Source organism: Escherichia sp. WS1451 (assembly GCF_046487365.1).
In the GTDB taxonomy this organism is placed as follows: Bacteria; Pseudomonadota; Gammaproteobacteria; order Enterobacterales; family Enterobacteriaceae; genus Escherichia; species Escherichia coli.
On record NZ_JBJQJP010000003.1, the window covers coordinates 107213 to 131389 of the forward strand.

The following is a 24177-nucleotide window of genomic DNA, read 5'->3' on the forward strand; positions in this document are numbered from 1 at the left end:
TGAAGGTCTGAGAGACTGGCATTGTACGTCACCTGAAATCAGGTTAGGGCATTGTTAAAAGCCGCTCTCTGGAAAAGCGTATTGTTAATCGCAACGCATGAATAAACAACGGTTTCAAGGGAATTTTTATCGTTTCCGGGGGTTGAATACGCTGCCGGATGACGACTTAACGTTTCATCCGGCGTTCCTTGCAAGCGGGAGGAAACAGCGCCCTCCCCGGCATATTACTCTTCGCTATCACCGCTGCTGGCACGGCGAGGAGAGTCGATCTCAACACGATCGATACGCTGTAAACCGCGCATCAACGTACCGCGGCGTCCACGTTCGCCAGTGACTTTCTGTAGCTCTTCCGGACGCAGTTTAATTTTGCGTTTCCCAACATGAATGGTCAGCGTGCTTTGCGGCGGCAGAACGTACAGTTGCGCCAGGCCATCCTCGCCACGCGCGGCTTCTGCCGATGGAATGTTGATAATCTTATTGCCTTTGCCCTTCGACAACTGCGGCAGATCGCTTACCGGGAACATCAACATACGGCCTGCCTGAGTGATTGCCAGCAGCATATCGGAAGCATCCTCAATCACCACCGGCGGCATAACATGGGCATTTTCCGGTAAGGTGATCAAAGCCTTACCTGCACGGTTACGCGCCACCAGATCGTTAAAGGTGCAGACGAAACCGTAACCCGCATCGGAAGCCATCAGCAGTTTCTGATCGTCGCTTTCCATCAGCATGTGGTCAACGGTCGCTCCAGGCGGCAACGTTAATTTGCCGGTGAGCGGCTCGCCCTGACCACGCGCCGACGGCAGCGTAATCGGGTCGATGGCATAGCTACGACCGGTGGAATCAACAAACACTACCGGTTGGTTGCTCTTACCTTTCACCGCCGCTTTGAAGCTATCGCCCGCTTTATAATTCAGGCCCGGCGCGTCGATATCATGGCCTTTAGCGCTGCGTACCCAGCCCATCTGCGACAGCACAATGGTGACAGGTTCAGACGGCAGCATGTCGTGCTCGCTCATCGCTTTCGCTTCTTCGCGTTCCTGCAACGGCGAACGACGTTCGTCACCGTAGGCTTGCGCGTCTGCCTGCAGTTCTTTCTTCAGCAGGTTATTCATTTTACGCTCGGAAGCCAAAATGCCCTGCAACTGGTCGCGCTCTTTTTCCAGCTCACTCTGCTCACCGCGAATCTTCATCTCTTCCAGTTTGGCAAGATGACGCAGTTTCAGTTCGAGGATCGCTTCCGCCTGGGTTTCAGTAAGGCCAAACCGCGACATCAGCGCCGGTTTCGGTTCATCTTCATTACGAATGATCTCAATCACTTCGTCGATATTGAGAAACGCCACCAGCAAACCTTCGAGGATATGCAGGCGCTTGAGGACTTTCTCCAGACGATAATTCAGTCGGCGGCGCACGGTATCGCGGCGGAACACCAGCCATTCGGAGAGGATTTCCAGCAGGTTTTTCACCGCCGGACGACCATCCAGACCGATCATATTGAGGTTAATGCGATAGCTCTTTTCCAGATCGGTGGTAGCAAAGAGGTGGTTCATCACCTGATCCATATCCACGCGGTTGGAACGCGGCACAATCACCAGACGGGTCGGGTTCTCGTGGTCAGATTCATCGCGCAGATCGTCAACCATCGGCAGCTTTTTGTTGCGCATTTGCGCAGCAATTTGCTCCAGTACGCGCGCACCTGAAACCTGATGCGGCAATGCGCTAATAACCACCGCGCCATCTTCTTTCTTCCAAACCGCGCGCATACGCACTGAACCACGTCCGTTCTCGTAGATTTTACGAATCTCGGCGCGCGAAGTGATAATTTCCGCTTCAGTCGGATAATCCGGCCCCTGCACGATATCCAGCAGCTGATCGAGCGTGGTTTTCGGCTGGTCGATTAATGCGATTGCCGCCTGAGCCACTTCACGCAGGTTATGCGGTGGAATGTCCGTTGCCATGCCGACGGCAATACCGGTGGTGCCGTTAAGCAAAATGTTTGGCAGACGGGCAGGCAGCATTTTCGGCTCCTGCAAAGTGCCGTCGAAGTTTGGCACCCAGTCAGCCGTCCCCTGTCCAAGCTCGCTTAATAGCAACTCAGAATATTTCGACAAACGGGATTCGGTGTAACGCATTGCCGCGAACGATTTCGGATCGTCCGGCGCACCCCAGTTCCCCTGACCATCAACCAGCGGATAACGGTAAGAGAACGGCTGCGCCATCAGGACCATCGCTTCATAACAGGCACTATCGCCGTGCGGATGGTATTTACCCAGTACGTCACCGACGGTACGGGCCGATTTTTTAAATTTGGCGCTGGCATTCAGGCCCAGCTCAGACATCGCATACACAATGCGGCGCTGAACAGGTTTCAGACCATCACCAATAAACGGCAACGCACGGTCCATGATCACGTACATGGAGTAGTTTAAGTAGGCGTTTTCCGTAAATTCATGTAGCGCAAGGCGCTCTGCCATATCGCTCATTAATTCTGATTCCTCAACTTATTCGCCAGCCTTCAAAGGGGCAATATTGCCGGAGATACTACATTATCTGCCGCGTCGAGTCACAGGAGATCAGAGTGAATAGCGCCGCCGGACGTGCTCCGACGGCGATAAAGGCATCAATGTGCCTTGATATACAACTCTTTGCTGTAGACATAATCCTGGGGATTATGCAGCGGAAAACCGCCAACGTAGGGTTTAAGCAGTTTGATTAACGGCTGATAGTAGACAGGAATCAGCGGTGCCTGTTGGTTGATGATCACTTCTGCCTGCTGATACAACGCATTACGCTTTGTCGCATCAGTGATCTGCGTGGCCTGGTTTAGTAAGGCGTCATACTGCGCATTTTTCCAGTGACCGACGTTTTCTTCACTATCGCTTTTGAGCGTGTTCAGGAAGCTGGAAGCATCATTATACGTCGCATCCCACGACTGCCGAGACAGCATGAAATCACCGGCTCGTCGGGCATCAAGATAGGTTTTCCACTCCATTGTGCGCAGCGTCACCTGTGCACCCAGCCATTTTTTCCATTCGGAAGACAACGCTATCGCGGTCTTTTCATGCAGATCGTACTTGTTGTAGAACAGCTCAAAGCGTAGCGGATGAGAGGCATCGTATCCCGCCTGTTTGAGCAAGGCTTTTGCCATCGCGACACGCTCACTCATTGGCTTTTGCAGTTCATCGAACGTCGTCGCGCTAAAGCCTTTTACCTCTGGCGGCGTCAGCGTGGTTGCGGGCGTTCTCAACCCCAGTACCTTTTGCGCAATAAGCTGTCGATCAACCGTAAGATATAGCGCCCGACGCACCCGCACATCGTTAAATGGCGGTTTCTCAAGGTTAAAGTTGTAATATTCGCTGTTCAGACGCGGGATAATTCGTAGCTCGCCAGGCAGTGATTTTTCAATGGCGGGAATTTGCTGCGCCGGAACCCAGGTGAGATCGACCTCTCCCGCGCGATAGCGGTTATAGCCGGTGACCGAATTATCCAGCGCCAGATACTCAACCTGTTGCAATACTGTATGTTGCGCATCGCGGTACTTTGGATTTTTGCGTGCAGTAATCTTTTCGTTAACTACCCACTGATCAAGCACAAAGGCACCGTTGTAAACCATGTTCTCTGGCTTACTCCAGCTATCGCCATGTTTAGCGATGACATGATGAGGAACCGGGAACAGCGTCGGCCAGGCGAGCATCGTCGTGAACCAAGGAACTGGCTGCTCAAGCGTAACTTCAAGAGTACGATCATCCATCGCTTTGACACCCAGCGATGTAACATCTGCTTTACCCGCAACAATAGCCGCGGCATTGTTAATGTGCGCCTGTGCCAGATAGCCAGCAAAAGGGCTTGCCGTTTTCGGGTCAACCGCACGTTGCCAGCCGAGGACAAAATCCTCTGCCGTCAGAGGCTGACCGTCTGACCACTGCAAACCGCTACGTAGATGGAAAATATAGCGCTTGCCGCCGTCCAGTATCTCCCAGCGTTCAGCCTGAGCGGGCTGCACCTGGCCTTCACCGTCCATCCATACCAGACCTTCAAACAGATCCAGCACAATCTGCGCGGCAGTATTCTCCTCCACCTTTTGCGGGTCGAGCGTACCTGGGTCGCTATGATTGTTGTAACGAAAGACTTGTTGCGGGGCGAGGGGTGTGTTGGCGGGAACGTCAGCAGCGTAGAGAGGAGCCGCACTTACCAGGCTGACCAGCCATAATAAATTTCGCGTATACATGGTATTCCTTACCGGAGAAATTATAAGCCCAACAACAATACGCCTGTGGCATTGTTCGCTCAAACTTATCGCGAGTGATTTGGCTCACACTCCGGTAAAGATTCCCCATCACGCTAACGGTACATAAACATCCGTTTCCAGTCGCTGATCTGTCATCCCTTCGGCAAGATTGGTGTAGTGAAACAGGATCGGGGCTTTGCGCATTTTTTCGCCGCTTGCCGGAAGCCAGTGGCGAATGATGCCCCATATCGTGTGTGAAATATCGTCCAGCTCGCCAACATGGCGGGCCACAGCATAACGTCCACCGGTAAGTTCACCATTACTTACGCCATAACGATTATCGGGGATCGGTTCGCTAACGCTGCCGCAGATATCAAAGCGAAACGCTTCTGGTGCGGTGGTGGCAGGGTCGTCCCAGGCGACGCCAAAAGTCTGGCTTTGGTTAACAGGAGAAAGCCCCGTCTCTTTACGCCACATGATAAATTTCGCCACGCTGTAGTTGAGCAACTCAGGGCTACAGCGGTGCGGCAACATCGCCACAGGGATTGATGGGAAATCGATAATATTTACATCCAGTGTCAGGTTTGTCATTTTGCCTCCCTGCGAAATTATTCCCGGGAACGCGTCCCGGGAGCGGTAACAATTACGGATTTACTTTGCGGATCTGTTTGACGTCAATTTCAACAGAGTTCCAGTCTTTATCGACTTCACCCTGAATCTCAACCGTATCTTTCGGCGTCACCGTCACGCCGTTCCAGCGTTTGTGATCGATATCCACATTGATAGTACCGCTGGCATCTTTGAACACGTAGAGATCGTCAGAGATGCGTTCAACGATATTGCCGCGCAGGGTTACCCAGGTGTCGTCACGCAGGGATTTTGCGCTTTCTACGGTCGTTACGCTGCCGTTCGGCCCCTGGAATCCTCCGGCCTGACTTTGCGTTGCCGATGGGCCAGAAAAACCTCCCTGCTCTGCTGCCATAACCGGTGCACTGCACAGGGCCATTACTGCGATTACTGCTGCGAATTTTTTCATGTTTATTACTCCCTTTAATGTCTGTTTCCGAGCATTTAACAAGATAGTCCTTAACAACTTCTTAAGGGAAAAAAATAAAATTTAATGCTGTACAGAGCGCGTTACAACACGGTTTACTGGCAGCAAATACGGTTATCGCAGGGATGAAAAAATGCGAATTTTACTGATAGAAGATGACATGCTGATTGGCGACGGCATCAAAACGGGCCTTAGTAAAATGGGTTTTAGCGTCGACTGGTTTACACAAGGTCGTCAGGGAAAAGAGGCGCTATATAGCGCACCTTATGATGCGGTGGTCCTGGATTTAACCTTACCGGGCATGGATGGTCGCGATATTTTGCGCGAATGGCGAGAAAAAGGTCAGCGTGAGCCGGTTTTGATCCTGACCGCGCGCGATGCGCTGGCGGAACGTGTAGAAGGGCTGCGTCTGGGAGCTGACGATTATCTGTGTAAACCTTTTGCGTTGATAGAAGTCGCCGCCAGGCTGGAAGCTCTGATGCGCCGAACCAACGGCCAGGCCAGCAACGAGCTGCGCCACGGCAACGTCATGCTCGACCCCGGCAAACGTATCGCCACGCTGGCTGGCGAACCCTTAACGCTGAAACCAAAAGAATTTGCCCTGCTGGAATTACTGATGCGTAACGCTGGTCGGGTACTGCCGCGCAAACTGATTGAAGAGAAACTGTATACCTGGGACGAAGAGGTCACCAGTAATGCCGTTGAAGTGCATGTGCATCATCTGCGACGCAAACTCGGCAGTGATTTTATTCGTACCGTTCATGGTATTGGCTACACATTAGGTGAGAAATGAAATTTACCCAACGTCTTAGTCTGCGAGTCAGGCTGACGCTAATCTTTTTAATTCTGGCCTCAGTGACCTGGCTGCTTTCCAGCTTTGTCGCCTGGAAACAAACAACGGATAACGTCGATGAGTTGTTCGACACCCAACTGATGCTGTTTGCCAAGCGGTTAAGTACGCTCGATCTCAACGAAATCAACGCGGCAGATCGCATGGCACAGACGCCAAATAAATTAAAACACGGTCATGTTGATGACGATGCGCTGACCTTTGCCATCTTTACCCACGACGGCAGAATGGTCCTTAACGATGGCGATAACGGAGAAGATATTCCTTATAGCTATCAGCGGGAAGGTTTTGCTGACGGGCAACTGGTCGGTGAAGACGATCCCTGGCGTTTTGTCTGGATGACCTCACCTGATGGCAAATATCGCATCGTTGTGGGTCAGGAATGGGAATACCGTGAAGACATGGCGCTGGCGATTGTTGCCGGACAATTGATCCCGTGGCTGGTCGCACTGCCGATTATGTTAATCATCATGATGGTACTACTGGGTCGTGAACTCGCGCCGCTGAACAAACTGGCGCTGGCACTACGTATGCGTGACCCTGACTCGGAAAAACCACTAAACGCGACGGGCGTACCCAGCGAAGTGCGCCCACTGGTTGAGTCGTTGAATCAACTGTTCGCCCGCACACATGCGATGATGGTTCGTGAACGACGCTTTACTTCCGACGCAGCTCACGAACTTCGTAGCCCGTTAACGGCGCTGAAAGTGCAAACCGAAGTTGCGCAGCTCTCTGACGATGATCCGCAGGCGCGGAAAAAAGCGCTGCTTCAATTACATTCCGGAATCGATCGTGCTACTCGTCTGGTTGATCAACTGCTCACGCTATCGCGGCTGGACTCACTGGATAACCTTCAGGACGTCGCGGAGATCCCGCTTGAAGATCTCCTGCAATCGTCGGTGATGGATATTTACCACACGGCGCAGCAGGCGAAAATTGACGTGCGACTGACACTCAATGCCCACGGCATCAAACGCACCGGACAACCGCTATTGCTAAGTTTGTTGGTGCGAAATTTGCTGGATAACGCCGTGCGTTACAGTCCACAAGGTAGCGTGGTGGACGTCACGCTGAATGCCGATAATTTCATCGTGAGGGATAACGGCCCCGGTGTGACGCCAGAGGCACTGGCGAGAATTGGCGAACGCTTCTATCGCCCACCCGGACAAACCGCTACCGGCAGTGGACTTGGGCTATCGATTGTCCAGCGAATCGCCAAGCTGCATGACATGAATGTTGAATTTGGGAATGCGGAACAAGGTGGATTTGAGGCGAAGATAAGCTGGTAAGGGTAAGACTTTTGCTAAATTCGCAAAAGACTTTGCACATTTTGCTAATTTCACCGTACCGCTCTGTGACGTACTATAGTCGGCAAACGTCTCACCTTGAGGTTAAAAAATGAGCAACATCCTGATTATCAACGGCGCGAAAAAATTCGCCCACTCCAATGGTCAACTGAACGACACCCTGACCGAAGTCGCGGATGGCACACTGCGCGACCTCGGGCATGATGTCCGCATCGTTCGCGCCGACAGCGACTACGATGTCAAAGCGGAAGTACAAAACTTTCTCTGGGCTGATGCGGTGATCTGGCAGATGCCAGGCTGGTGGATGGGCGCGCCGTGGACAGTGAAAAAATACATTGATGATGTATTCACCGAAGGTCACGGGACGCTGTATGCCAGCGATGGTCGTACCCGCAAAGATCCGTCGAAAAAATACGGCTCCGGCGGCCTGGTACAGGGCAAAAAATATATGCTTTCTCTGACCTGGAACGCACCAATGGAAGCCTTCACCGAAAAAGATCAGTTCTTCCACGGCGTTGGTGTTGACGGTGTGTACCTGCCGTTCCATAAAGCAAACCAATTCCTTGGCATGGAACCGCTGCCGACATTTATCGCTAATGACGTGATAAAAATGCCTGATGTTCCCCGCTATACTGAAGAATATCGCAAGCATCTTGTGGAAATTTTTGGTTAACTAGAGCTCTGGCTTTAGAAGGAGTTAACCATGATTACAGTAATCGCAGAAATCCGTACTCGTCCTGGTCAACATCACCGTCAGGCAGTGTTGGATCAGTTTGCTAAAATCGTTCCAACCGTACTGAAAGAAGAAGGTTGCCACGGCTATGCGCCAATGGTGGATTGCGCTGCTGGCGTGAGTTTCCAGTCTATGGCACCGGATTCTATCGTGATGATTGAGCAGTGGGAAAGCATCGCGCATCTTGAAGCGCACTTGCAGACCCCGCACATGAAAGCGTACAGCGAGGCCGTAAAAGGCGATGTGCTGGAGATGAATATCCGCATCCTGCAACCGGGGATTTAACATTCCTGAAAAGAGGCCGGTGTTGCTACCGGTCTCAGCCCAGATTAGCCATTCTTTCTTCCCGTTTTCAGTCCTCGATGGAAATCGTTAATTCGCTTAATGGTTTTAACCGCACGCTGCGGCACTGCGGAAGCTACCGACCAGACAATCATTTCCAGACACAACAATACCGTACCATGTAGCGGCGTTTTCCCTTTTTCATCCCCGCGCGGAACATGAATCACGATACTGGCGTCTTTGCTAAAACGCGAATCCAGCGCGTTTGTCAGCAAAATAACAGGGATCCCCAGCCGCCTCGCCTCACGAAGCGTTGTCAGCCCTTCCCGGTGCGCAGATTTTTGCGCCATCATGATCAGAACATCGCCACGTTGAAGCGCGATCAGTTGCTCGGCAAGGCCAATACCCGTACGGTTTAGTGCCGTGGCAGGCAAACCTATGCGGTTGAATAGTCGTGCGGTATAGTCCGCCAGGATACCCGAAGCGCCAATGCCAAAAATAGCGACTTGCCGTGCCTGCACCAACAACGCTACAGCTTGCGCAAGCGCGTGGCGGTTTTCAGGCTCTGACAGGACATTACAGGTATACAAATGCCCTTCAAGAACAAAGTCGATTGCGGTGTTAACATCGCTCGTCAAGTTACTCACCGTCGTAGACATCTTTTCGCTGGAACTAAGGGCTGGACCAAGCCACTGTTCCAGAGTGCGTTTCAGATCACGCAGCCCGGCAAACCCCAGGGCCTGTATAGCCCTGATAACTGTGGCATCGGAAGTGTTCAACGTGGCCGCAATTTCCATCGCCGTTTGCTCGAGTACCACTTCACGATGCTCATTAATGTAGCTGGCGACAACTCTTAACCCAGGCGTTAACTGACTCGCGCGAGTGCGAAAACGCTCACCAAAAATATCAACCCGCGCTTTATCTTTCTGGATCATTTATCCTCCGGTAGAGGTCGCCCTGCAATTTGTGATTGTATCTGCGCAGCCATCAGCCCCAGAGATGCAAAGGAGTTAGAAATCGCCTCTTCACGAGAAATCAGCACATAACGCCCGGAACGACAGGCAGTCAGAAACTGACACCATCCCGGCATGACTTTTTCCATTGCTGCCAGCTCATCCTGAGGTTTACCACCGGTGTCACCGCGCCAGGTTGCAAAAACAAAATCGGCATCCAGTTCAGGTAAACGCTCCGCGCTCACATCCATTCGCCCACCTTCAGGAATGCTCTCAATCAGCGGCGGAAAACGAAAACCAGCATCGCGTAATACCCGCCCCAGCGAATGATAGCTATGCATCACATTAATTTTTCCCTGGTTTGCCTGAATCACCGATACCGTTATTTTTTGGCTGTCCAGCGTCGCCTTCAGCGCATTGATTTGTGCCTGATAGCGGCGTTCAAGTATCGCCAGCTGCGACTGCGTTCCTGTAAGTTCTGCCAGCTTGCGATAGATTTCTGGCGCGCCCCCTTTGAGATGATCAATGCTCACCGTGGGCGCAATTTTTTCAAGTTGTTCAATGGGCGTATTACGGGTCGGTTCTGTGATGATCAGGTCAGGCTTTGCCGCCACAATCGCTTCAATATCAATATCAGCGGTACCAATAAAGGCGATCGATGAATTATCAAAGTCGACACCTGTCAATAACGCGCCAGATCGAATGAAATGGCTACCGTCAGGCCGAGTTCGCCCGTGGCTGGCGACAGGAGGTACACCGAGCTCAATCAGAGGAATAGTGATATCAAGATCGTGTAAAGAGACAATTCTCTTTGGATGAGCAGGAACAGTGACTTTGCGCCCTAAATCATCAGTAAATACCTGAACAGGTTCTGTTGCACGGGAAAAAAATGACAACAGTATCAGCAGAGAAAAAAATAAACGCATATAACTCCCGTTAAAAACTGTTCCTGCGCTGCCAGAGCAGTAGCAAAAAAAATGGTCCACCAATCAGTGAGATAATGATTCCGGCAGGCAGTTGCAAAGGCAAAAAAGCCAAACGACCAATGCTATCCGCCAGAATAACTAACAACGCCCCCGATACGGCGCTCCCCAGCAGTAATGTCGTCTGCCCGCCACGTAGAATAAAACGTGATATATGGGGTGCTATCAATCCGACAAAACCGATGTTACCAACACACGAAACGCAGACGGCTGTCAGGATTATGGGTGCGGCGACACGTAACAACGCCAGGCGAGAACTATTCACCCCTAACCCGGTTGCAACCTGATGACCAAGCAGAGCGATATCCGCCGTCCTGGCGGTGAACAGCAATAAAAGAGCGGCTGGCAACATCCAACAGGCTGAAATACCGACTAACATCCAGTTAGCTGCATGCAGGCTTCCCGATAACCACATCAATGCAGTTTGTACATCTCGAACATCTGCAGTGGTCATAAATACACCGATACCGGCGGCGAAAAACCAGGAAACACCAATACCAATCAGAACAAATCGCGGGCGGGAAATATCGCGCGCACAAAAAATCACGATTAAAGCCACCAACAGGCCGCCAGCAAGACCAGCCACTGGACGCCAGAACATTCCCAGCATTGGAAACTGGAAAATCAGCCACAGCACAGCCACGCTACATCCTTCTTTGACGCCGATTAAACCAGGATCGGCAAGGCCGTTACGTGCAATGGATTGCATTGCGGCCCCTGCCATACCTAACATGGCCCCGCATAGCAATGCCATGATGACTCTCGGCAAGCGAATATCCTGCACAATATAACGTGCGTCTGTGCTTACGTTTTCTGGAGCAAACAACGCTCGTCCTACTTCCGATGCCGGAACAGAGAAAGAACCCTGCATCAGACCGAATATCAGTATTCCAACCGCAAGCAGGAACAGCCCACCAAGCAACAGCAGATTTTTAGGGCGTACCAGTGTCGAAAACTTACCAACACGTAGTGGGCGTAGCCCGACGTTCATTATCCGACTCATTTGAACATCCTCGTCGCCATAATGACAAAAACAGGCGCACCAACTAACGCCGTCATGACACCGGTCGCTAATTCATGGGGCGTGAAAAGCGTACGGGCAATAATATCTGCCAGTAATAACAAAAGTGCGCCGACACAAGCTGAAAGAGGGAGCAGAACGCGCAGATCCGCTGATACCAGACGCCGGACAATCTGCGGTACTAGCAGGCCGACAAAACCAATGGGGCCAGCAATCGATACGGCTGCGCCACAGAGCAACGCGATCGCAAGCAGGGTGAATGTTCGCGTGCGGAGTACAGAGACGCCCAGCCCCTGCGCCATGCGATCGCCCAGTGCCAACATGTTAAGGGAGGGTGCAAGGTAAAGGGCTAACACAAATCCCCCCAGAGAAAACCAGGCGGACGTACCCAGCGTCGCCCAATCCTGCCCCGCTAAATCACCTGCTAGCCATGTCCGCATCGCCAGCAGTGTTTGTTCGTCAAGAATCAGGATTGCAGCCGTTATTGAGGACACGAACGCCGATAGCGCCACGCCGCATAAAGTAACTTTCATTGGCGTTAACCCTGAACGCCCTGCGGAGGAAAGCAGCAATATCAACAGGAACAATAACGCGCCCCCCGTAGATGCCAGCAGTGGGCGTCCAACCGGAAAGGCCAGTCCAAGCGCACTGGCAGCAACGACAGCAAGAGCGGCTCCGGCATTTAAGCCTAAAATATGTGGCTCCCCCAATGGGTTACGAATGACAGCCTGCAACAAAGCACCAGCAACTCCAAGAGAAGCACCGGTAAGCAATGCTGCCGCTAAACGCGGCAAACGGAGTCTTACAATTACGTTGTGATCGAAGTTTTGCGGATCAAAATGAAGAAATGCCTGCAACACCGTTTGTGGTGCAATAAATCGGGCACCAATCCCTGGATATACCACGCATCCCACCAGCAGTAAGGCGAGGAAAATTACAGTAACCAGCCCTGTGCGCATCATACTTTTTCTACACCACGAAACGGCATGAAGAACGGCTTTCCCGTCAGAGGATTTATTGATGCGTGAACATCAACGTCAAAGACCGCTTTTACCAGCTCAGGCGTGCAATGCTCCCCCTCATTCAACACACGCACCACTTTCCCCTGGCGTAAAAATATCAACGTATCGCCATAATTGACGGCAAAATTCAGATCATGCAACACCACGACGACTGTACGCCCGTGATGACGTGTTAAATCATGTAATAACTCAAGAATTTCAACCTGATAACGTAAATCAAGCCAGGTTGTGGGTTCATCCAGCAGGATATAAGGCGTCTTTTGCGCCAACACCATCGCAATCCAGCAACGCTGACGCTGCCCACCAGAGAGTTTTTCAACAGGTAAATGTGCAAACTCCTGCGTACCGGTTAATTTCAGGGCCTCTTCTACCGCCAGCTCATCGGCGTCGCTCCATTGACGTATGAAATTTTGCCAGGGAAAACGCCCACGCGATACCAGTTCATAAACGGTTAAGCCCTCCGGCAATAATGGCGACTGCGGCAAGATCCCAAGTCTACGGGATAACGCTTTCGTTGGTTGCTCGTGAATCGCTTTACCATCCAGCAATATCGAACCGCCCATGGGTTGCAAGATACGTGCAATGGTGCTGAGCAACGTCGACTTTCCACAGCCGTTTGCCCCAACCAGAACGGTCATTTTTTCTGTGGGAACGGAGAAAGAAACACCATCAACAATGATTTTCTTGTGATACCCGGCAGAAACATTGTCGAGGATCAGCCCCTGCCCTTTTGCGTTATGTGCCACGTGTACGCCAACTTAATCAAAGACAAACAAAAATAAAACTCATTCTCCTTTGAGAGTTTGACGCCACAAAATGTAGTAGTCAAGAAGTTAAAATCCATACAAAAACAAGGTAAATAACAGGTGAAATGTTTTTAAAGATAAAAATAAAACCATTAAATATTAATAAATTACCATCAATTGAATTGCATTAACCTCTCATAAAAACACATGTAGCAATTTTTTGTTATTTCTCATTTACTACTACATCACCGCATGGTTGAATGATTCTCAATTACATATCCGATGGTGAAATAACAAACGGATAGTGCTTAGTGAGCAACAAGAAACAATTTTCACTCACGACAATCCGTGAGTTTTTGGGATAACAGACTAAATGGCTAAGTTCACACCTTCATTCTCAGGAATCAAAGGTCGGGCGCTCTTTTCACTGCTCTTTGCAGCACCAATGATTCATGCAACCGACACTGCAACGACCAAAGATGGCGAAACAATCACTGTTACAGCGGATGCAAATACCGCAACTGAGGCGACCGATGGTTATCAACCTCTGAGCACTTCCACGGCGACATTAACCGATATGCCGATGCTGGATATCCCGCAGGTGGTCAATACGGTTAGCGATCAGGTTCTGGAAAATCAGAATGCGACGACGCTGGATGAAGCGCTTTATAACGTCAGTAACGTGGTACAGACCAATACATTAGGCGGAACTCAGGACGCCTTTGTACGTCGTGGGTTTGGCGCAAACCGGGATGGCTCCATCATGACCAACGGCCTGCGAACTGTACTTCCTCGCAGTTTCAACGCCGCCACAGAACGTGTGGAAGTGCTAAAAGGTCCGGCCTCCACGCTGTATGGCATTCTCGATCCTGGCGGATTGATTAACGTCGTGACCAAGCGCCCGGAAAAAACATTCCATGGTTCTGTCTCAGCCACGTCCTCCAGTTTTGGCGGAGGCACTGGGCAACTTGATATCACAGGTCCCATTGAAGGCACTCAGCTGGCGTATCGCCTTACCGGGGAAGTGCAGGATGAAGATTACTGGCGAAACTTCGGTAAAGAGCGCAGTACATTTATTGCCCCGTCACTCACCTGGTTTGGTGATAATGCAACAGTAACCATGCTCTATTCCCATCGGGACTATAAAACTCCGTTCGATCGTGGAACGATTTTCGACCTTACGACGAAACAGCCCGTAAACGTTGATCGAAAAATACGTTTTGACGAACCGTTTAATATTACAGATGGTCAGTCCGATCTGGCGCAACTCAACGCAGAATATCATCTCAATAGCCAGTGGACAGCGCGCTTTGATTACAGCTACAGCCAGGATAAATACAGCGATAATCAGGCGCGTGTTACCGCGTATGATGCAACGACAGGAACACTGACACGGCGTGTTGATGCAACTCAGGGATCTACCCAGCGTATGCATGCTACTCGTGCGGATCTGCAAGGGAATGTTGATATTGCCGGATTCTATAATGAGATTCTGGGTGGGGTGTCATATGAATATTATGATCTTCTGCGTACAGATATGATTCGCTGTAAAAAAGCTAAAGATTTCAATATCTACAACCCTGTTTATGGTAATACCAGCAAATGTACAACGGTTTCGGCGTCGGACAGTGATCAGACGATCAAACAGGAGAGCTACTCAGCGTATGCACAGGACGCACTCTATCTGACCGATAACTGGATTGCCGTCGCCGGGATCCGCTATCAGTATTACACGCAGTATGCGGGTAAAGGCCGTCCTTTTAATGTCAATACTGACAGCCGCGATGAACAATGGACTCCCAAACTGGGGTTGGTCTACAAACTGACGCCATCGGTATCCTTATTTGCCAATTATTCGCAAACATTTATGCCGCAGTCGTCAATTGCCAGCTACATTGGCGATCTTCCACCGGAATCATCTAATGCTTACGAAGTCGGGGCAAAATTCGAGCTATTCGATGGTATCACCGCAGATATTGCGCTGTTTGATATCCATAAACGTAATGTGTTGTATACCGAAAGTGTTGGTGATGAAACCATTGCCAAAACGGCAGGCCGTGTTCGTTCAAGAGGGGTAGAAGTCGACCTTGCGGGAGCATTAACTGAAAACATTAATATCATTGCCAGCTACGGCTATACCGATGCTAAGGTTCTGGAGGATCCTGATTATGCAGGGAAACCATTGCCGAATGTTCCTCGTCATACCGGTTCGCTATTCCTGACTTATGACATTCATAACATGCCTGGCAATAACACACTGACGTTTGGCGGTGGTGGACATGGCGTAAGCCGTCGTTCGGCAACCAATGGGGCTGACTATTATCTGCCAGGCTATTTCGTTGCCGATGCCTTCGCCGCATACAAAATGAAATTGCAGTATCCGGTCACACTGCAATTAAACGTCAAAAACCTGTTTGATAAAACGTATTACACCTCTTCCATCGCCACAAATAATCTGGGGAATCAGATTGGCGATCCGCGTGAAGTGCAATTCACGGTGAAAATGGAATTTTGATCAAAAAAGCCCGGTATACACTTGTATACCGGGCTATGTTTTATTCTTCTGGCGGGAGGATTATCAGACCTCAATCTCTGCCATGTCGCCTTTCTCTTGCAACCAGTTGCGGCGATCTTCCGAGCGTTTCTTCGCCAGCAGCATATCCATCATCGCGTCAGTACGCTGATCGTCTTCATCATCGATAGTCAACTGCACCAGACGGCGAGTGTTCGGATCAAGCGTGGTTTCGCGCAATTGCATCGGGTTCATTTCCCCGAGACCTTTAAAACGCTGGACGTTTGGCTTGCCTTTCTTGCGTTTTAATTGCTCAAGTACGCCCTCTTTCTCTTCTTCCGTCAGCGCGTAATAAACCTCTTTCCCGAGGTCAATACGGTAGAGCGGTGGCAGTGCAACGTAAACGTGACCGTGTTTCACCAATGCGCGGAAGTGTTTTACAAACAAAGCGCAGAGCAGCGTGGCAATGTGCAGACCATCGGAGTCAGCATCCGCCAGGATACAGATCTTGCCGTAACGAAGCTGGCTCAAATCGTCGCTGTCAGGATCGATACCGATAGCTACCGAAATATCGTGCACTTCCTGCGAAGCCAGCACTTCGTCGGAAGAGACTTCCCAGGTGTTAAGGATCTTACCTTTCAGTGGCATGATCGCCTGATATTCGCGATCGCGCGCCTGCTTGGCAGATCCGCCTGCGGAGTCACCTTCCACAAGGAATAGTTCGGTACGGTTAAGATCCTGCGCGGTACAGTCAGCCAATTTACCAGGCAGCGCCGGGCCGCTGGTTAGCTTTTTACGCACCACTTTTTTAGCCGCACGCATACGACGCTGGGCGCTGGAAATCGCCATCTCTGCCAACAGCTCCGCCGCCTGAACGTTCTGGTTCAGCCACAGGATGAAAGCATCTTTCACCACGCCCGAAACGAATGCCGCACACTGACGCGAAGAGAGACGTTCTTTGGTCTGCCCGGCAAACTGCGGATCCTGCATTTTTACTGACAGCACATAGGCGCAGCGATCCCAGATATCTTCCGCCGACAGCTTTACACCGCGCGGCAGAATGTTGCGGTATTCACAGAACTCACGCATCGCGTCCAGCAGGCCCTGACGCAGGCCATTAACATGGGTACCGCCCTGCATCGTTGGGATCAGGTTGACGTAGCTTTCGGTCAGCAATTCACCGCCTTCCGGTAGCCACAGTAGCGCCCAGTCCACCGCTTCAGTATCGCCAGCGAAATTACCGATAAACGGTTTTTCTGGCAGCGTCGGTAAACCGTTTACCGCTTCCGCCAGGTAATCATTCAGACCGTCCTGATAGCACCAGCGCTGTTCGGTGTTGTTGATCTCATCTTTAAAAGTGATCTCAACGCCCGGGCACAGTACCGCTTTGGCTTTCAGCACATGCGTCAGGCGTGAAACAGAAAAACGCGGGCTGTCAAAGAAGGTTTCATCCGGCCAGAAGTGCACGCTGGTACCGGTATTGCGTTTACCGCAAGTGCCGATAACCTGTAAATCTTGCACCTTTTCGCCATTTTCAAAGGCGATGTTATAGATCTGACCATCGCGGCGTACGTTAACTTCTACGCGCTTCGACAGGGCGTTAACCACCGAAATCCCCACGCCATGCAGGCCGCCAGAGAACTGGTAATTTTTGTTAGAGAATTTACCGCCCGCGTGCAGACGGCAAAGAATCAGTTCAACCGCCGGTACCCCCTCTTCCGGGTGAATATCTACCGGCATCCCGCGCCCATCGTCAATCACTTCTAACGACTGGTCGGCATGTAAGATTACATCCACGCGTTTTGCGTGGCCCGCCAGTGCTTCATCGACACTGTTATCAATAACTTCTTGCCCCAAATGGTTAGGGCGAGTGGTATCGGTATACATCCCCGGACGGCGGCGAACCGGCTCAAGCCCGGTGAGTACCTCAATGGCATCAGCGTTATAAGTTTGCGTCATGGTTTAAGTTAGCAATTCGAGTTGATCGTCAGAGATGGTGCAGACCAAGAAAATCGACGATCGGGTTGAAATAATCTTCGAAGCCCGTGAATGCGTGGTTGCCGCCTTCTATGACAGTCTGGCGGCAGGAAGCGTAGTACGCCACCGCCTGGCGGTAATCCAGCACTTCATCTCCCGTCTGTTGCAGCAGCCAGATCAAATCCGGCGCTTCCAGCGGGTCAATCTGCATGACTTTGAGATCGTAAATATGGCGTGACTCTAGCACATATTGCTGCCCGGTGTAGGGGTTCTCGTTCTGACCGAGATAGTCCGTCAGCAGTTCAAACGGGCGCACCGCCGGGTTTACCACCACTGCGGGCAGCATAAAACATTGCGACAACCAGGTGGCGTAATATCCCCCCAGTGACGAACCGACAATACCCAGCGAATCGCCGCCATGTTCCAGGACAATGGATTCCAGCAGTTCTGCCGCATCGGAAGGATACGGCGGCAACTGCGGAATGATCATCTCTACGTCAGGGTGATGTTCCGCCAACCAGTTTTTTAACAAGCTCGCTTTTGCAGAGCGCGGCGAGCTGTTGAAACCGTGTAAATAAAGAAGCGTAGACATCAGTAGCCTTCTGAAGCGGTATCAGGTTGGAAGCGTGCGTCCGCCAGGCGATGCACCTCGGTGGTCAGCGTGCCATCAGCATGTAACTCGAGAGTACGCCAGCCGGGCGCGATGGTGTCCAGCGTAAAGTTAGAACAGTGCGGCTTAAACTGCACACAGGTCGACGGCGTTGCCAGCAAGCGGCGACCGTTCCAGTCGAGATCCAGCTCCTGATGAATATGACCGCACAGCAAGTATTTGACGTGCGGAAACTTCGCCAGCACGGTATCCAGTTCGCCCGCGTTACGCAGGCTGTGTTGATCAAGCCAACAACAACCCGCAGGTAGCGGATGATGATGCAGCAGCAGCAACGTATGGCGTTCTGGCGCATCGGCCAGTTTACGTTCCAGCCACTCAAGCTGAAACTCGCTCAGCTCACCGTGCGGCACGCCAAACACCTGGCTATCCAGCAACAGGATTTGCCATTGCTCACCAATAAACACCCGCTTCGCCGGGGAGATACCCGCATCCTGTAACGCGCTGTACATCGCGGGCTGGAAATCGTGGTTGCCCGGCAGCCAGACGCAGGGCGCACGAAAACTTGCGATGCCTTCAGCGAAATGCTGATAGGCCGCAGAGGATTGATCCTGCGCTAAATCACCTGTCGCGACAATCAGGTCGAATTCGTGCTGGTGTGGCCGAATCGCCTCCAGCACCGCCTGGTAGCTTTCCCAGGTGTTTACCCCTAACAGGGCTTCGTGCTTTTGCGCAAACAGGTGAGTGTCGGTAATTTGTAAAATCCTGACTCTGGCCTCACCAGCCAGAGGAAGGGTTAACAGGCTTTCCAAATGGTGTCCTTAGGTTTCACGACGCTAATAAACCGGAATCGCCATCGCTCCATGTGCTAAACAGTATCGCAACCAGTCCGCTAAAAACTGATTAATTTGATGCTTTTCGTCGCGTTGATGCAACTTTTTATTAGGATAATCATACCGCGCTTTGAAGCGAAAAATCTGCTGGCTTGAACACACTTCAGCCACCATCGCGTCATGATACAGACGCACCGTCATTGACGGAAGGCTCCAGTAACTGATCGCGGGCGCAGTCTGTTCTATTGTCACCAGGGTAGTGTATCGGGTCGATTCCACAATCGTCAGCCGATATTGTGCGTTTGCCACCTGATAGCTTACAGTTTCGCCGGGTGCGTCATTGCGCGGTAACAAACGGCGCAATTGTGAAAAGTTCATCTCGCACAGGCGCATCATTTCAGGAAAGTCAGGTGTGTAACGCTTCATTTATGCCCACTCATTTTTTAACGCTTGATGATGCAGCTGCAGCCATTGCAAAGCGATGACCGACGCTGCGTTGTCGATTTTCCCCTCTTCTACCCACTGGTATGCCTGTTCCCGGCTTACCACATGAACGCGAATATCTTCGTTTTCATCAGCCAGACCGTGAATACCGCTTGCGGTCGTGGCGTCCACTTCGCCCACCATAATTGACGAACGCTCACTGGTGCCCCCCGGGCTTGCCAGGAAACTTAACACCGGTTTGGTCCGTTTGACTATCAGCCCCGCCTCTTCAATCGCTTCGCGACGGGCAACATCTTCCACACTTTCCCCCTCTTCAATCATCCCGGCAACCATCTCCAGTAGCCAGGGGGTTTCGCTAGTGTCGTACGCGGCAATTCGAATCTGCTCAATCAGCACAACTTCATCACGCACTGGGTCAAAGGGTAGCAAGACTGCGGCGTGACCGCGCTCAAAAATTTCCCGCCGTACCTCATGACTCATTTGCCCGTTGAATAGACGATGACGAAATCTATAAAGATCTAATGAAAAAAAGCCGCGATAAAGTGTTTCTCGTGCAATAATTTCTACATCGTTTTTGCCAAATGTAACGGGCAGGTTGTCTGGCTTAAGCATTGTTAATGTCCTGGCACTAATAGTGAATTAAATGTGAATTTCAGCGACGTTTGACTGCCGTTTGAGCAGTCATGTGTTAAATTGAGGCACATTAACGCCCTATGGCACGTAACGCCAACCTTTTGCGGTAGCGGCTTCTGCTAGAATCCGCAATAATTTTACAGTTTGATCGCGCTAAATACTGCTTCACCACAAGGAATGCAAATGAAGAAATTGCTCCCCATTCTTATCGGCCTGAGCCTTTCTGGTTTCAGTTCGTTGAGCCAGGCCGAGAACCTGATGCAAGTTTATCAGCAAGCACGCCTTAGTAACCCGGAATTGCGTAAGTCTGCTGCCGATCGTGATGCTGCCTTTGAAAAAATTAATGAAGCGCGCAGTCCATTACTGCCACAGCTAGGTTTAGGTGCAGATTACACCTATAGCAACGGCTACCGCGACGCGAACGGCATCAACTCTAACGCGACCAGTGCGTCCCTGCAGTTAACTCAATCCATTTTTGATATGTCGAAATGGCGTGCGTTAACGCTGCAGGAAAAAGCAGCTGGGATTCAGGACGTCACGTATCAGACCGATCAACAAACCTTGATCCTCAACACCGCGACCGCTTATTTCAACGTGTTGAATGCTATTGACGTTCTTTCCTATACACAGGCGCAAAAAGAAGCGATCTACCGTCAATTAGATCAAACCACCCAACGTTTTAACGTGGGCCTGGTAGCGATCACTGACGTGCAGAACGCCCGCGCACAGTACGATACCGTGCTGGCGAACGAAGTGACCGCACGTAATAACCTTGATAACGCGGTAGAGCAACTGCGCCAGATCACCGGTAACTACTATCCGGAACTGGCGGCGCTGAATGTCGAAAACTTTAAAACCGACAAACCACAGCCGGTTAACACGCTGCTGAAAGAAGCCGAAAAACGCAACCTGTCGTTGTTACAGGCGCGCTTGAGCCAGGACCTGGCGCGCGAGCAAATTCGCCAGGCGCAGGATGGTCACTTACCGACTCTGGATTTAACGGCTTCTACCGGGATTTCTGACACCTCTTATAGCGGTTCGAAAACCCGTGGTGCCGCTGGTACCCAGTATGACGACAGCAATATGGGCCAGAACAAAGTGGGCCTGAGCTTCTCGCTGCCGATTTATCAGGGCGGAATGGTTAACTCGCAGGTGAAACAGGCCCAGTACAACTTTGTTGGTGCCAGCGAGCAACTGGAAAGCGCGCATCGTAGCGTCGTACAAACCGTACGTTCCTCCTTCAACAACATTAATGCTTCTATCAGTAGCATTAACGCCTACAAACAAGCCGTAGTTTCCGCTCAAAGCTCATTAGACGCGATGGAAGCGGGTTACTCGGTTGGTACGCGTACCATTGTTGATGTGTTGGATGCGACCACCACGCTGTACAACGCTAAGCAAGAGCTGGCAAATGCGCGTTATAACTACCTGATTAACCAGTTGAATATTAAGTCAGCTCTGGGTACGTTGAACGAGCAGGATCTGCTGGCACTGAACAATGCGCTGAGCAAACCGGTTTCCACTAATCCGGAAAACGTTGCCCCGCAAACGCCGGAACAGAATGCTATTGCTGATGGTTATGCGCCTGATAGCCCGGCACCCGTCGTTCAGCAAACATCCGCACGCACTACCACCAGTAACGGTCATAACCCTTTCCGTAACTGATGACGACGACGGGGCTTCGGCCCCGTCTGAACGTAAGGCAACGTAAAGATACGGGTTATCTGCCGCATTCTTCCCCCTTCTCGCTTCAATTTCGACCAGCCATCCTCTATTCTGATGGGTATTTACCACTGGTCCCGGAAGACAAAAATGAAACGGACAAAATCCATACGCCACGCATCGTTCCGCAAAAACTGGAGCGCACGCCATCTGACACCAGTCGCTCTCGCGGTTGCCACTGTTTTTATGCTGGCTGGCTGTGAAAAGAGTGATGAAACAGTGTCTCTCTATCAAAATGCTGACGACTGTTCAGCTGCAAACCCAGGCAAAAGCGCCGAATGTACCACCGCGTACAACAATGCGCTGAAAGAAGCCGAACGTACTGCGCCGAAATACGCCACCCGTGAAGACTGTGTTGCTGAATTTGGTGAAGGTCAGTGCCAGCAGGCACCAGCCCAGGCTGGTATGGCACCAGAAAACCAGGCGCAGGCCCAGCAATCCAGCGGAAGTTTCTGGATGCCGCTGATGGCCGGTTACATGATGGGGCGTCTGATGGGCGGCGGCGCGGGATTTGCACAGCAGCCGCTGTTCTCCTCGAAAAACCCGGCCAGCCCGGCTTACGGTAAATATACCGACGCGACGGGTAAAAACTATGGCGCAGCCCAGCCAGGCCGCACCATGACCGTACCGAAGACGGCAATGGCACCAAAACCGGCGACCACCACTACCGTTACCCGTGGCGGTTTTGGTGAATCTGTTGCCAAACAAAGCACTATGCAGCGTAGCGCAACCGGCACCTCTTCTCGTTCAATGGGTGGCTGATACCGATGGAAAGAGTCAGTATTACCGAGCGCCCGGACTGGCGCGAAAAAGCCCACGAATACGGTTTCAATTTTCACACCATGTACGGCGAGCCGTACTGGTGTGAAGATGCTTACTACAAGTTGACCCTCGCCCAGGTTGAAAAGCTGGAAGAAGTCACCGCCGAACTGCACCAGATGTGCCTGAAAGTGGTGGAAAAAGTGATCGCCAGCGATGAGCTGATGACCAAATTCCGCATACCAAAACACACCTGGAGTTTTGTGCGCCAGTCATGGCTGACGCACCAGCCATCGCTTTATTCGCGTCTTGATCTGGCGTGGGATGGCACTGGCGAACCTAAACTTCTGGAAAATAACGCCGATACGCCAACGTCACTATACGAGGCGGCGTTCTTTCAGTGGATCTGGCTGGAAGATCAGCTTAACGCCGGTAACTTGCCGGAGGGCAGCGACCAGTTTAACAGTTTGCAAGAAAAGCTGATCGATCGCTTCGTTGAGCTGCGTGAACAGTATGGCTTCCAGTTGCTGCATCTCACCTGCTGTCGCGACACGGTGGAAGATCGCGGAACCATTCAGTATTTGCAGGACTGCGCGACGGAAGCTGAAATCGCTACCGAGTTCCTCTACATCGACGATATCGGGTTAGGTGAAAAAGGTCAGTTCACGGATTTACAGGATCAGGTGATTTCCAACCTGTTCAAGCTGTATCCGTGGGAATTTATGTTGCGTGAGATGTTCTCCACCAAGCTGGAGGATGCAGGCGTACGCTGGCTGGAACCGGCGTGGAAGAGCATTATCTCCAACAAAGCGCTTCTACCGCTACTGTGGGAGATGTTCCCGAATCACCCGAACCTGCTGCCCGCTTATTTTGCGGAAGATGATCATCCGCAAATGGAAAAATATGTGGTTAAACCGCTCTTCTCCCGTGAAGGCGCAAACGTGTCGATCATTGAGAACGGCAAAACCATTGAAGCAGCGGAAGGTCCGTATGGCGAAGAAGGGATGATTGTTCAGCAATTCCACCCGTTACCGAAATTCGGCGACAGCTATATGCTGATTGGTAGCTGGCTGGTGAACGATCAACCTGCCGGAATTGGCATTCGTGAAGACCGTGCATTGATCACCCAGGATATGTCTCGGTTTTATCCGCATATTTTTGTTGAGTAATACAGCTTAATATTGCCCCGATAAGCGGGGCAATCTCTTATAATCCACCATTCATAATTCCCATCAATATATAAACACATACATATCCAACCTTTATTTAACATTAATACTCAATTTAATGTTAAATCGTCATATGCAAGCGATATTGTAATTAAAGTAAGTGAATACATCACAACATAACTATTTGATATTATTTAAATACTTTACTTTTATCTCACCAGATTTAAATTTAATAATTAAAAAACAATGTTGCAGGGATCACACTACACAGTATTGAACATTGTGATTGATATATTGCCCCCCTACTATCCATTAAACATAAATATTTGTTTCACCGAATAA

Annotated in this window: 22 protein-coding genes; 8 read left to right on the forward strand and 14 right to left on the reverse strand. The window is 51.0% G+C overall.

Features of this window, described 5'->3' with window-relative positions; genetic code table 11:
* Window positions 1–224: 224 nt before the first annotated feature.
* From parC to ygiW, 4 genes are all read right to left on the reverse strand, one after another.
* Entirely contained in the window at window positions 225–2483 is a 2259-nt protein-coding gene (gene parC, locus ACJHX7_RS05845; protein ID WP_001281890.1) for a DNA topoisomerase IV subunit A, read from the reverse strand.
* Between the two features lie 137 nt (window positions 2484–2620).
* On the reverse strand, window positions 2621–4228 hold the full coding sequence (locus ACJHX7_RS05850; RefSeq protein WP_001361224.1) for an ABC transporter substrate-binding protein: 1608 nt from the start codon (window positions 4226–4228) through the stop codon (window positions 2621–2623).
* Window positions 4229–4336: 108 nt separating this feature from the next.
* Window positions 4337–4819: a GyrI-like domain-containing protein gene (locus ACJHX7_RS05855; RefSeq protein ID WP_410231543.1), complete on the reverse strand. Its 483-nt coding sequence runs from the start codon at window positions 4817–4819 to the stop codon at window positions 4337–4339.
* 52 nt (window positions 4820–4871) lie between these two features.
* Window positions 4872–5264, reverse strand: coding sequence for an OB fold stress tolerance protein YgiW (gene ygiW / locus ACJHX7_RS05860; RefSeq protein ID WP_000712658.1), 393 nt, complete (start codon window positions 5262–5264; stop codon window positions 4872–4874).
* 151 nt (window positions 5265–5415) lie between these two features.
* On the opposite strand from ygiW, the gene qseB reads away from it, so the two are divergent.
* The 4 genes from qseB to ACJHX7_RS05880 all read left to right on the forward strand — a co-directional run bounded on the left by qseB (window position 5416) and on the right by ACJHX7_RS05880 (window position 8457).
* Complete coding sequence (gene qseB / locus ACJHX7_RS05865) at window positions 5416–6075, forward strand: quorum sensing response regulator transcription factor QseB (protein WP_033560344.1); 660 nt, start codon at window positions 5416–5418, stop codon at window positions 6073–6075.
* Entirely contained in the window at window positions 6072–7421 is a 1350-nt protein-coding gene (gene qseC, locus ACJHX7_RS05870; protein WP_094029925.1) for a quorum sensing histidine kinase QseC, read from the forward strand. Before qseB ends, qseC begins: the two co-directional genes overlap by 4 nt.
* Window positions 7422–7530: 109 nt before the next feature.
* Window positions 7531–8112, forward strand: a complete 582-nt coding sequence (gene mdaB / locus ACJHX7_RS05875) for an NADPH:quinone oxidoreductase MdaB (RefSeq protein ID WP_032330190.1) — start codon at window positions 7531–7533, stop codon at window positions 8110–8112.
* Between the two features lie 30 nt (window positions 8113–8142).
* A complete protein-coding gene (locus tag ACJHX7_RS05880) occupies window positions 8143–8457 on the forward strand; it encodes a putative quinol monooxygenase (RefSeq protein ID WP_000633737.1) in 315 nt (104 codons plus the stop codon).
* A 44-nt stretch (window positions 8458–8501) separates the two neighbouring features.
* Here the strand turns inward: ACJHX7_RS05880 and ACJHX7_RS05885 are convergent, their stop codons facing one another.
* From ACJHX7_RS05885 to ACJHX7_RS05905, 5 genes are read right to left on the reverse strand one after another with little or no spacing between them, the layout of a single operon-like run.
* Window positions 8502–9389 (reverse strand): MurR/RpiR family transcriptional regulator, encoded by an 888-nt coding sequence (locus ACJHX7_RS05885; RefSeq protein ID WP_000614945.1) that lies wholly within the window; start codon window positions 9387–9389, stop codon window positions 8502–8504.
* Window positions 9386–10333, reverse strand: a complete 948-nt coding sequence (locus ACJHX7_RS05890) for an iron-siderophore ABC transporter substrate-binding protein (RefSeq protein ID WP_001305106.1) — start codon at window positions 10331–10333, stop codon at window positions 9386–9388. The genes ACJHX7_RS05885 and ACJHX7_RS05890 overlap by 4 nt, the downstream gene beginning before the upstream one ends.
* Window positions 10334–10343: 10 nt before the next feature.
* The gene (locus ACJHX7_RS05895) at window positions 10344–11381 is read right to left on the reverse strand and encodes a FecCD family ABC transporter permease (RefSeq protein WP_001298372.1); all 1038 of its coding nucleotides are present in this window, start codon (window positions 11379–11381) and stop codon (window positions 10344–10346) included.
* 8 nt (window positions 11382–11389) lie between these two features.
* The gene (locus ACJHX7_RS05900) at window positions 11390–12373 is read right to left on the reverse strand and encodes a FecCD family ABC transporter permease (protein ID WP_000986428.1); all 984 of its coding nucleotides are present in this window, start codon (window positions 12371–12373) and stop codon (window positions 11390–11392) included.
* Window positions 12370–13179, reverse strand: coding sequence for an ABC transporter ATP-binding protein (locus ACJHX7_RS05905; RefSeq protein ID WP_000940868.1), 810 nt, complete (start codon window positions 13177–13179; stop codon window positions 12370–12372). Before ACJHX7_RS05905 ends, ACJHX7_RS05900 begins: the two co-directional genes overlap by 4 nt.
* Before the next feature lie 373 nt (window positions 13180–13552).
* On the opposite strand from ACJHX7_RS05905, the gene ACJHX7_RS05910 reads away from it, so the two are divergent.
* Window positions 13553–15694: a TonB-dependent siderophore receptor gene (locus tag ACJHX7_RS05910; protein WP_001051703.1), complete on the forward strand. Its 2142-nt coding sequence runs from the start codon at window positions 13553–13555 to the stop codon at window positions 15692–15694.
* A gap of 63 nt (window positions 15695–15757) precedes the next feature.
* On the opposite strand, the gene parE is transcribed toward ACJHX7_RS05910, so the two are convergent.
* Genes parE through nudF form a run of 5 tightly spaced genes read right to left on the reverse strand, consistent with a single transcriptional unit; the run spans window position 15758 to window position 20164 of the window.
* A complete protein-coding gene (gene parE / locus ACJHX7_RS05915; protein WP_032330174.1) occupies window positions 15758–17650 on the reverse strand; it encodes a DNA topoisomerase IV subunit B in 1893 nt (630 codons plus the stop codon).
* Window positions 17651–17678: 28 nt separating this feature from the next.
* Window positions 17679–18260, reverse strand: a complete 582-nt coding sequence (yqiA, locus tag ACJHX7_RS05920; RefSeq protein WP_000105733.1) for an esterase YqiA — start codon at window positions 18258–18260, stop codon at window positions 17679–17681.
* Window positions 18260–19087 carry a 3',5'-cyclic-AMP phosphodiesterase gene (gene cpdA, locus ACJHX7_RS05925; protein WP_410231544.1) on the reverse strand — a complete coding sequence of 276 codons (828 nt, stop codon included), beginning with the start codon at window positions 19085–19087 and terminating at the stop codon, window positions 18260–18262. The genes yqiA and cpdA overlap by 1 nt, the downstream gene beginning before the upstream one ends.
* Window positions 19088–19111: 24 nt before the next feature.
* On the reverse strand, window positions 19112–19534 hold the full coding sequence (locus ACJHX7_RS05930) for a DUF1249 family protein (protein WP_000833393.1): 423 nt from the start codon (window positions 19532–19534) through the stop codon (window positions 19112–19114).
* Window positions 19535–20164 carry an ADP-ribose diphosphatase gene (gene nudF, locus ACJHX7_RS05935; protein WP_000917117.1) on the reverse strand — a complete coding sequence of 210 codons (630 nt, stop codon included), beginning with the start codon at window positions 20162–20164 and terminating at the stop codon, window positions 19535–19537.
* Window positions 20165–20368: 204 nt separating this feature from the next.
* Here nudF and tolC point away from each other — a divergent pair, with 204 nt between their 5' ends.
* The 3 genes from tolC to ACJHX7_RS05950 all read left to right on the forward strand — a co-directional run bounded on the left by tolC (window position 20369) and on the right by ACJHX7_RS05950 (window position 23835).
* Window positions 20369–21850 carry an outer membrane channel protein TolC gene (tolC, locus tag ACJHX7_RS05940; protein WP_000735289.1) on the forward strand — a complete coding sequence of 494 codons (1482 nt, stop codon included), beginning with the start codon at window positions 20369–20371 and terminating at the stop codon, window positions 21848–21850.
* A gap of 147 nt (window positions 21851–21997) precedes the next feature.
* Entirely contained in the window at window positions 21998–22669 is a 672-nt protein-coding gene (locus ACJHX7_RS05945; RefSeq protein ID WP_000831543.1) for a DUF1190 family protein, read from the forward strand.
* Between the two features lie 5 nt (window positions 22670–22674).
* Window positions 22675–23835 (forward strand): glutathionylspermidine synthase family protein, encoded by a 1161-nt coding sequence (locus ACJHX7_RS05950; RefSeq protein ID WP_000442863.1) that lies wholly within the window; start codon window positions 22675–22677, stop codon window positions 23833–23835.
* The last annotated feature ends 342 nt before the right edge of the window (window positions 23836–24177 follow it).

What these genes read in the sequence shown, in the direction of transcription:
- ACJHX7_RS05950 (WP_000442863.1), top strand. Translation starts at nt 22,675, where the DNA reads ATGGAAAGAGTCAGTATTACCGAGCGCCCGGACTGGCGCGAAAAAGCC.
- ACJHX7_RS05850 (WP_001361224.1), bottom strand. Translation starts at nt 4,228, where the DNA reads ATGTATACGCGAAATTTATTATGGCTGGTCAGCCTGGTAAGTGCGGCT.
- tolC (WP_000735289.1), top strand. Translation starts at nt 20,369, where the DNA reads ATGAAGAAATTGCTCCCCATTCTTATCGGCCTGAGCCTTTCTGGTTTC.
- ACJHX7_RS05910 (WP_001051703.1), top strand. Translation starts at nt 13,553, where the DNA reads ATGGCTAAGTTCACACCTTCATTCTCAGGAATCAAAGGTCGGGCGCTC.
- ygiW (WP_000712658.1), bottom strand. Translation starts at nt 5,264, where the DNA reads ATGAAAAAATTCGCAGCAGTAATCGCAGTAATGGCCCTGTGCAGTGCA.
- ACJHX7_RS05885 (WP_000614945.1), bottom strand. Translation starts at nt 9,389, where the DNA reads ATGATCCAGAAAGATAAAGCGCGGGTTGATATTTTTGGTGAGCGTTTT.
- parC (WP_001281890.1), bottom strand. Translation starts at nt 2,483, where the DNA reads ATGAGCGATATGGCAGAGCGCCTTGCGCTACATGAATTTACGGAAAAC.
- qseB (WP_033560344.1), top strand. Translation starts at nt 5,416, where the DNA reads ATGCGAATTTTACTGATAGAAGATGACATGCTGATTGGCGACGGCATC.
- ACJHX7_RS05930 (WP_000833393.1), bottom strand. Translation starts at nt 19,534, where the DNA reads ATGAAGCGTTACACACCTGACTTTCCTGAAATGATGCGCCTGTGCGAG.
- nudF (WP_000917117.1), bottom strand. Translation starts at nt 20,164, where the DNA reads ATGCTTAAGCCAGACAACCTGCCCGTTACATTTGGCAAAAACGATGTA.
- ACJHX7_RS05855 (WP_410231543.1), bottom strand. Translation starts at nt 4,819, where the DNA reads ATGACAAACCTGACACTGGATGTAAATATTATCGATTTCCCATCAATC.
- ACJHX7_RS05895 (WP_001298372.1), bottom strand. Translation starts at nt 11,381, where the DNA reads ATGAACGTCGGGCTACGCCCACTACGTGTTGGTAAGTTTTCGACACTG.
- ACJHX7_RS05945 (WP_000831543.1), top strand. Translation starts at nt 21,998, where the DNA reads ATGAAACGGACAAAATCCATACGCCACGCATCGTTCCGCAAAAACTGG.
- parE (WP_032330174.1), bottom strand. Translation starts at nt 17,650, where the DNA reads ATGACGCAAACTTATAACGCTGATGCCATTGAGGTACTCACCGGGCTT.
- ACJHX7_RS05890 (WP_001305106.1), bottom strand. Translation starts at nt 10,333, where the DNA reads ATGCGTTTATTTTTTTCTCTGCTGATACTGTTGTCATTTTTTTCCCGT.
- yqiA (WP_000105733.1), bottom strand. Translation starts at nt 18,260, where the DNA reads ATGTCTACGCTTCTTTATTTACACGGTTTCAACAGCTCGCCGCGCTCT.
- ACJHX7_RS05900 (WP_000986428.1), bottom strand. Translation starts at nt 12,373, where the DNA reads ATGATGCGCACAGGGCTGGTTACTGTAATTTTCCTCGCCTTACTGCTG.
- ACJHX7_RS05880 (WP_000633737.1), top strand. Translation starts at nt 8,143, where the DNA reads ATGATTACAGTAATCGCAGAAATCCGTACTCGTCCTGGTCAACATCAC.
- mdaB (WP_032330190.1), top strand. Translation starts at nt 7,531, where the DNA reads ATGAGCAACATCCTGATTATCAACGGCGCGAAAAAATTCGCCCACTCC.
- qseC (WP_094029925.1), top strand. Translation starts at nt 6,072, where the DNA reads ATGAAATTTACCCAACGTCTTAGTCTGCGAGTCAGGCTGACGCTAATC.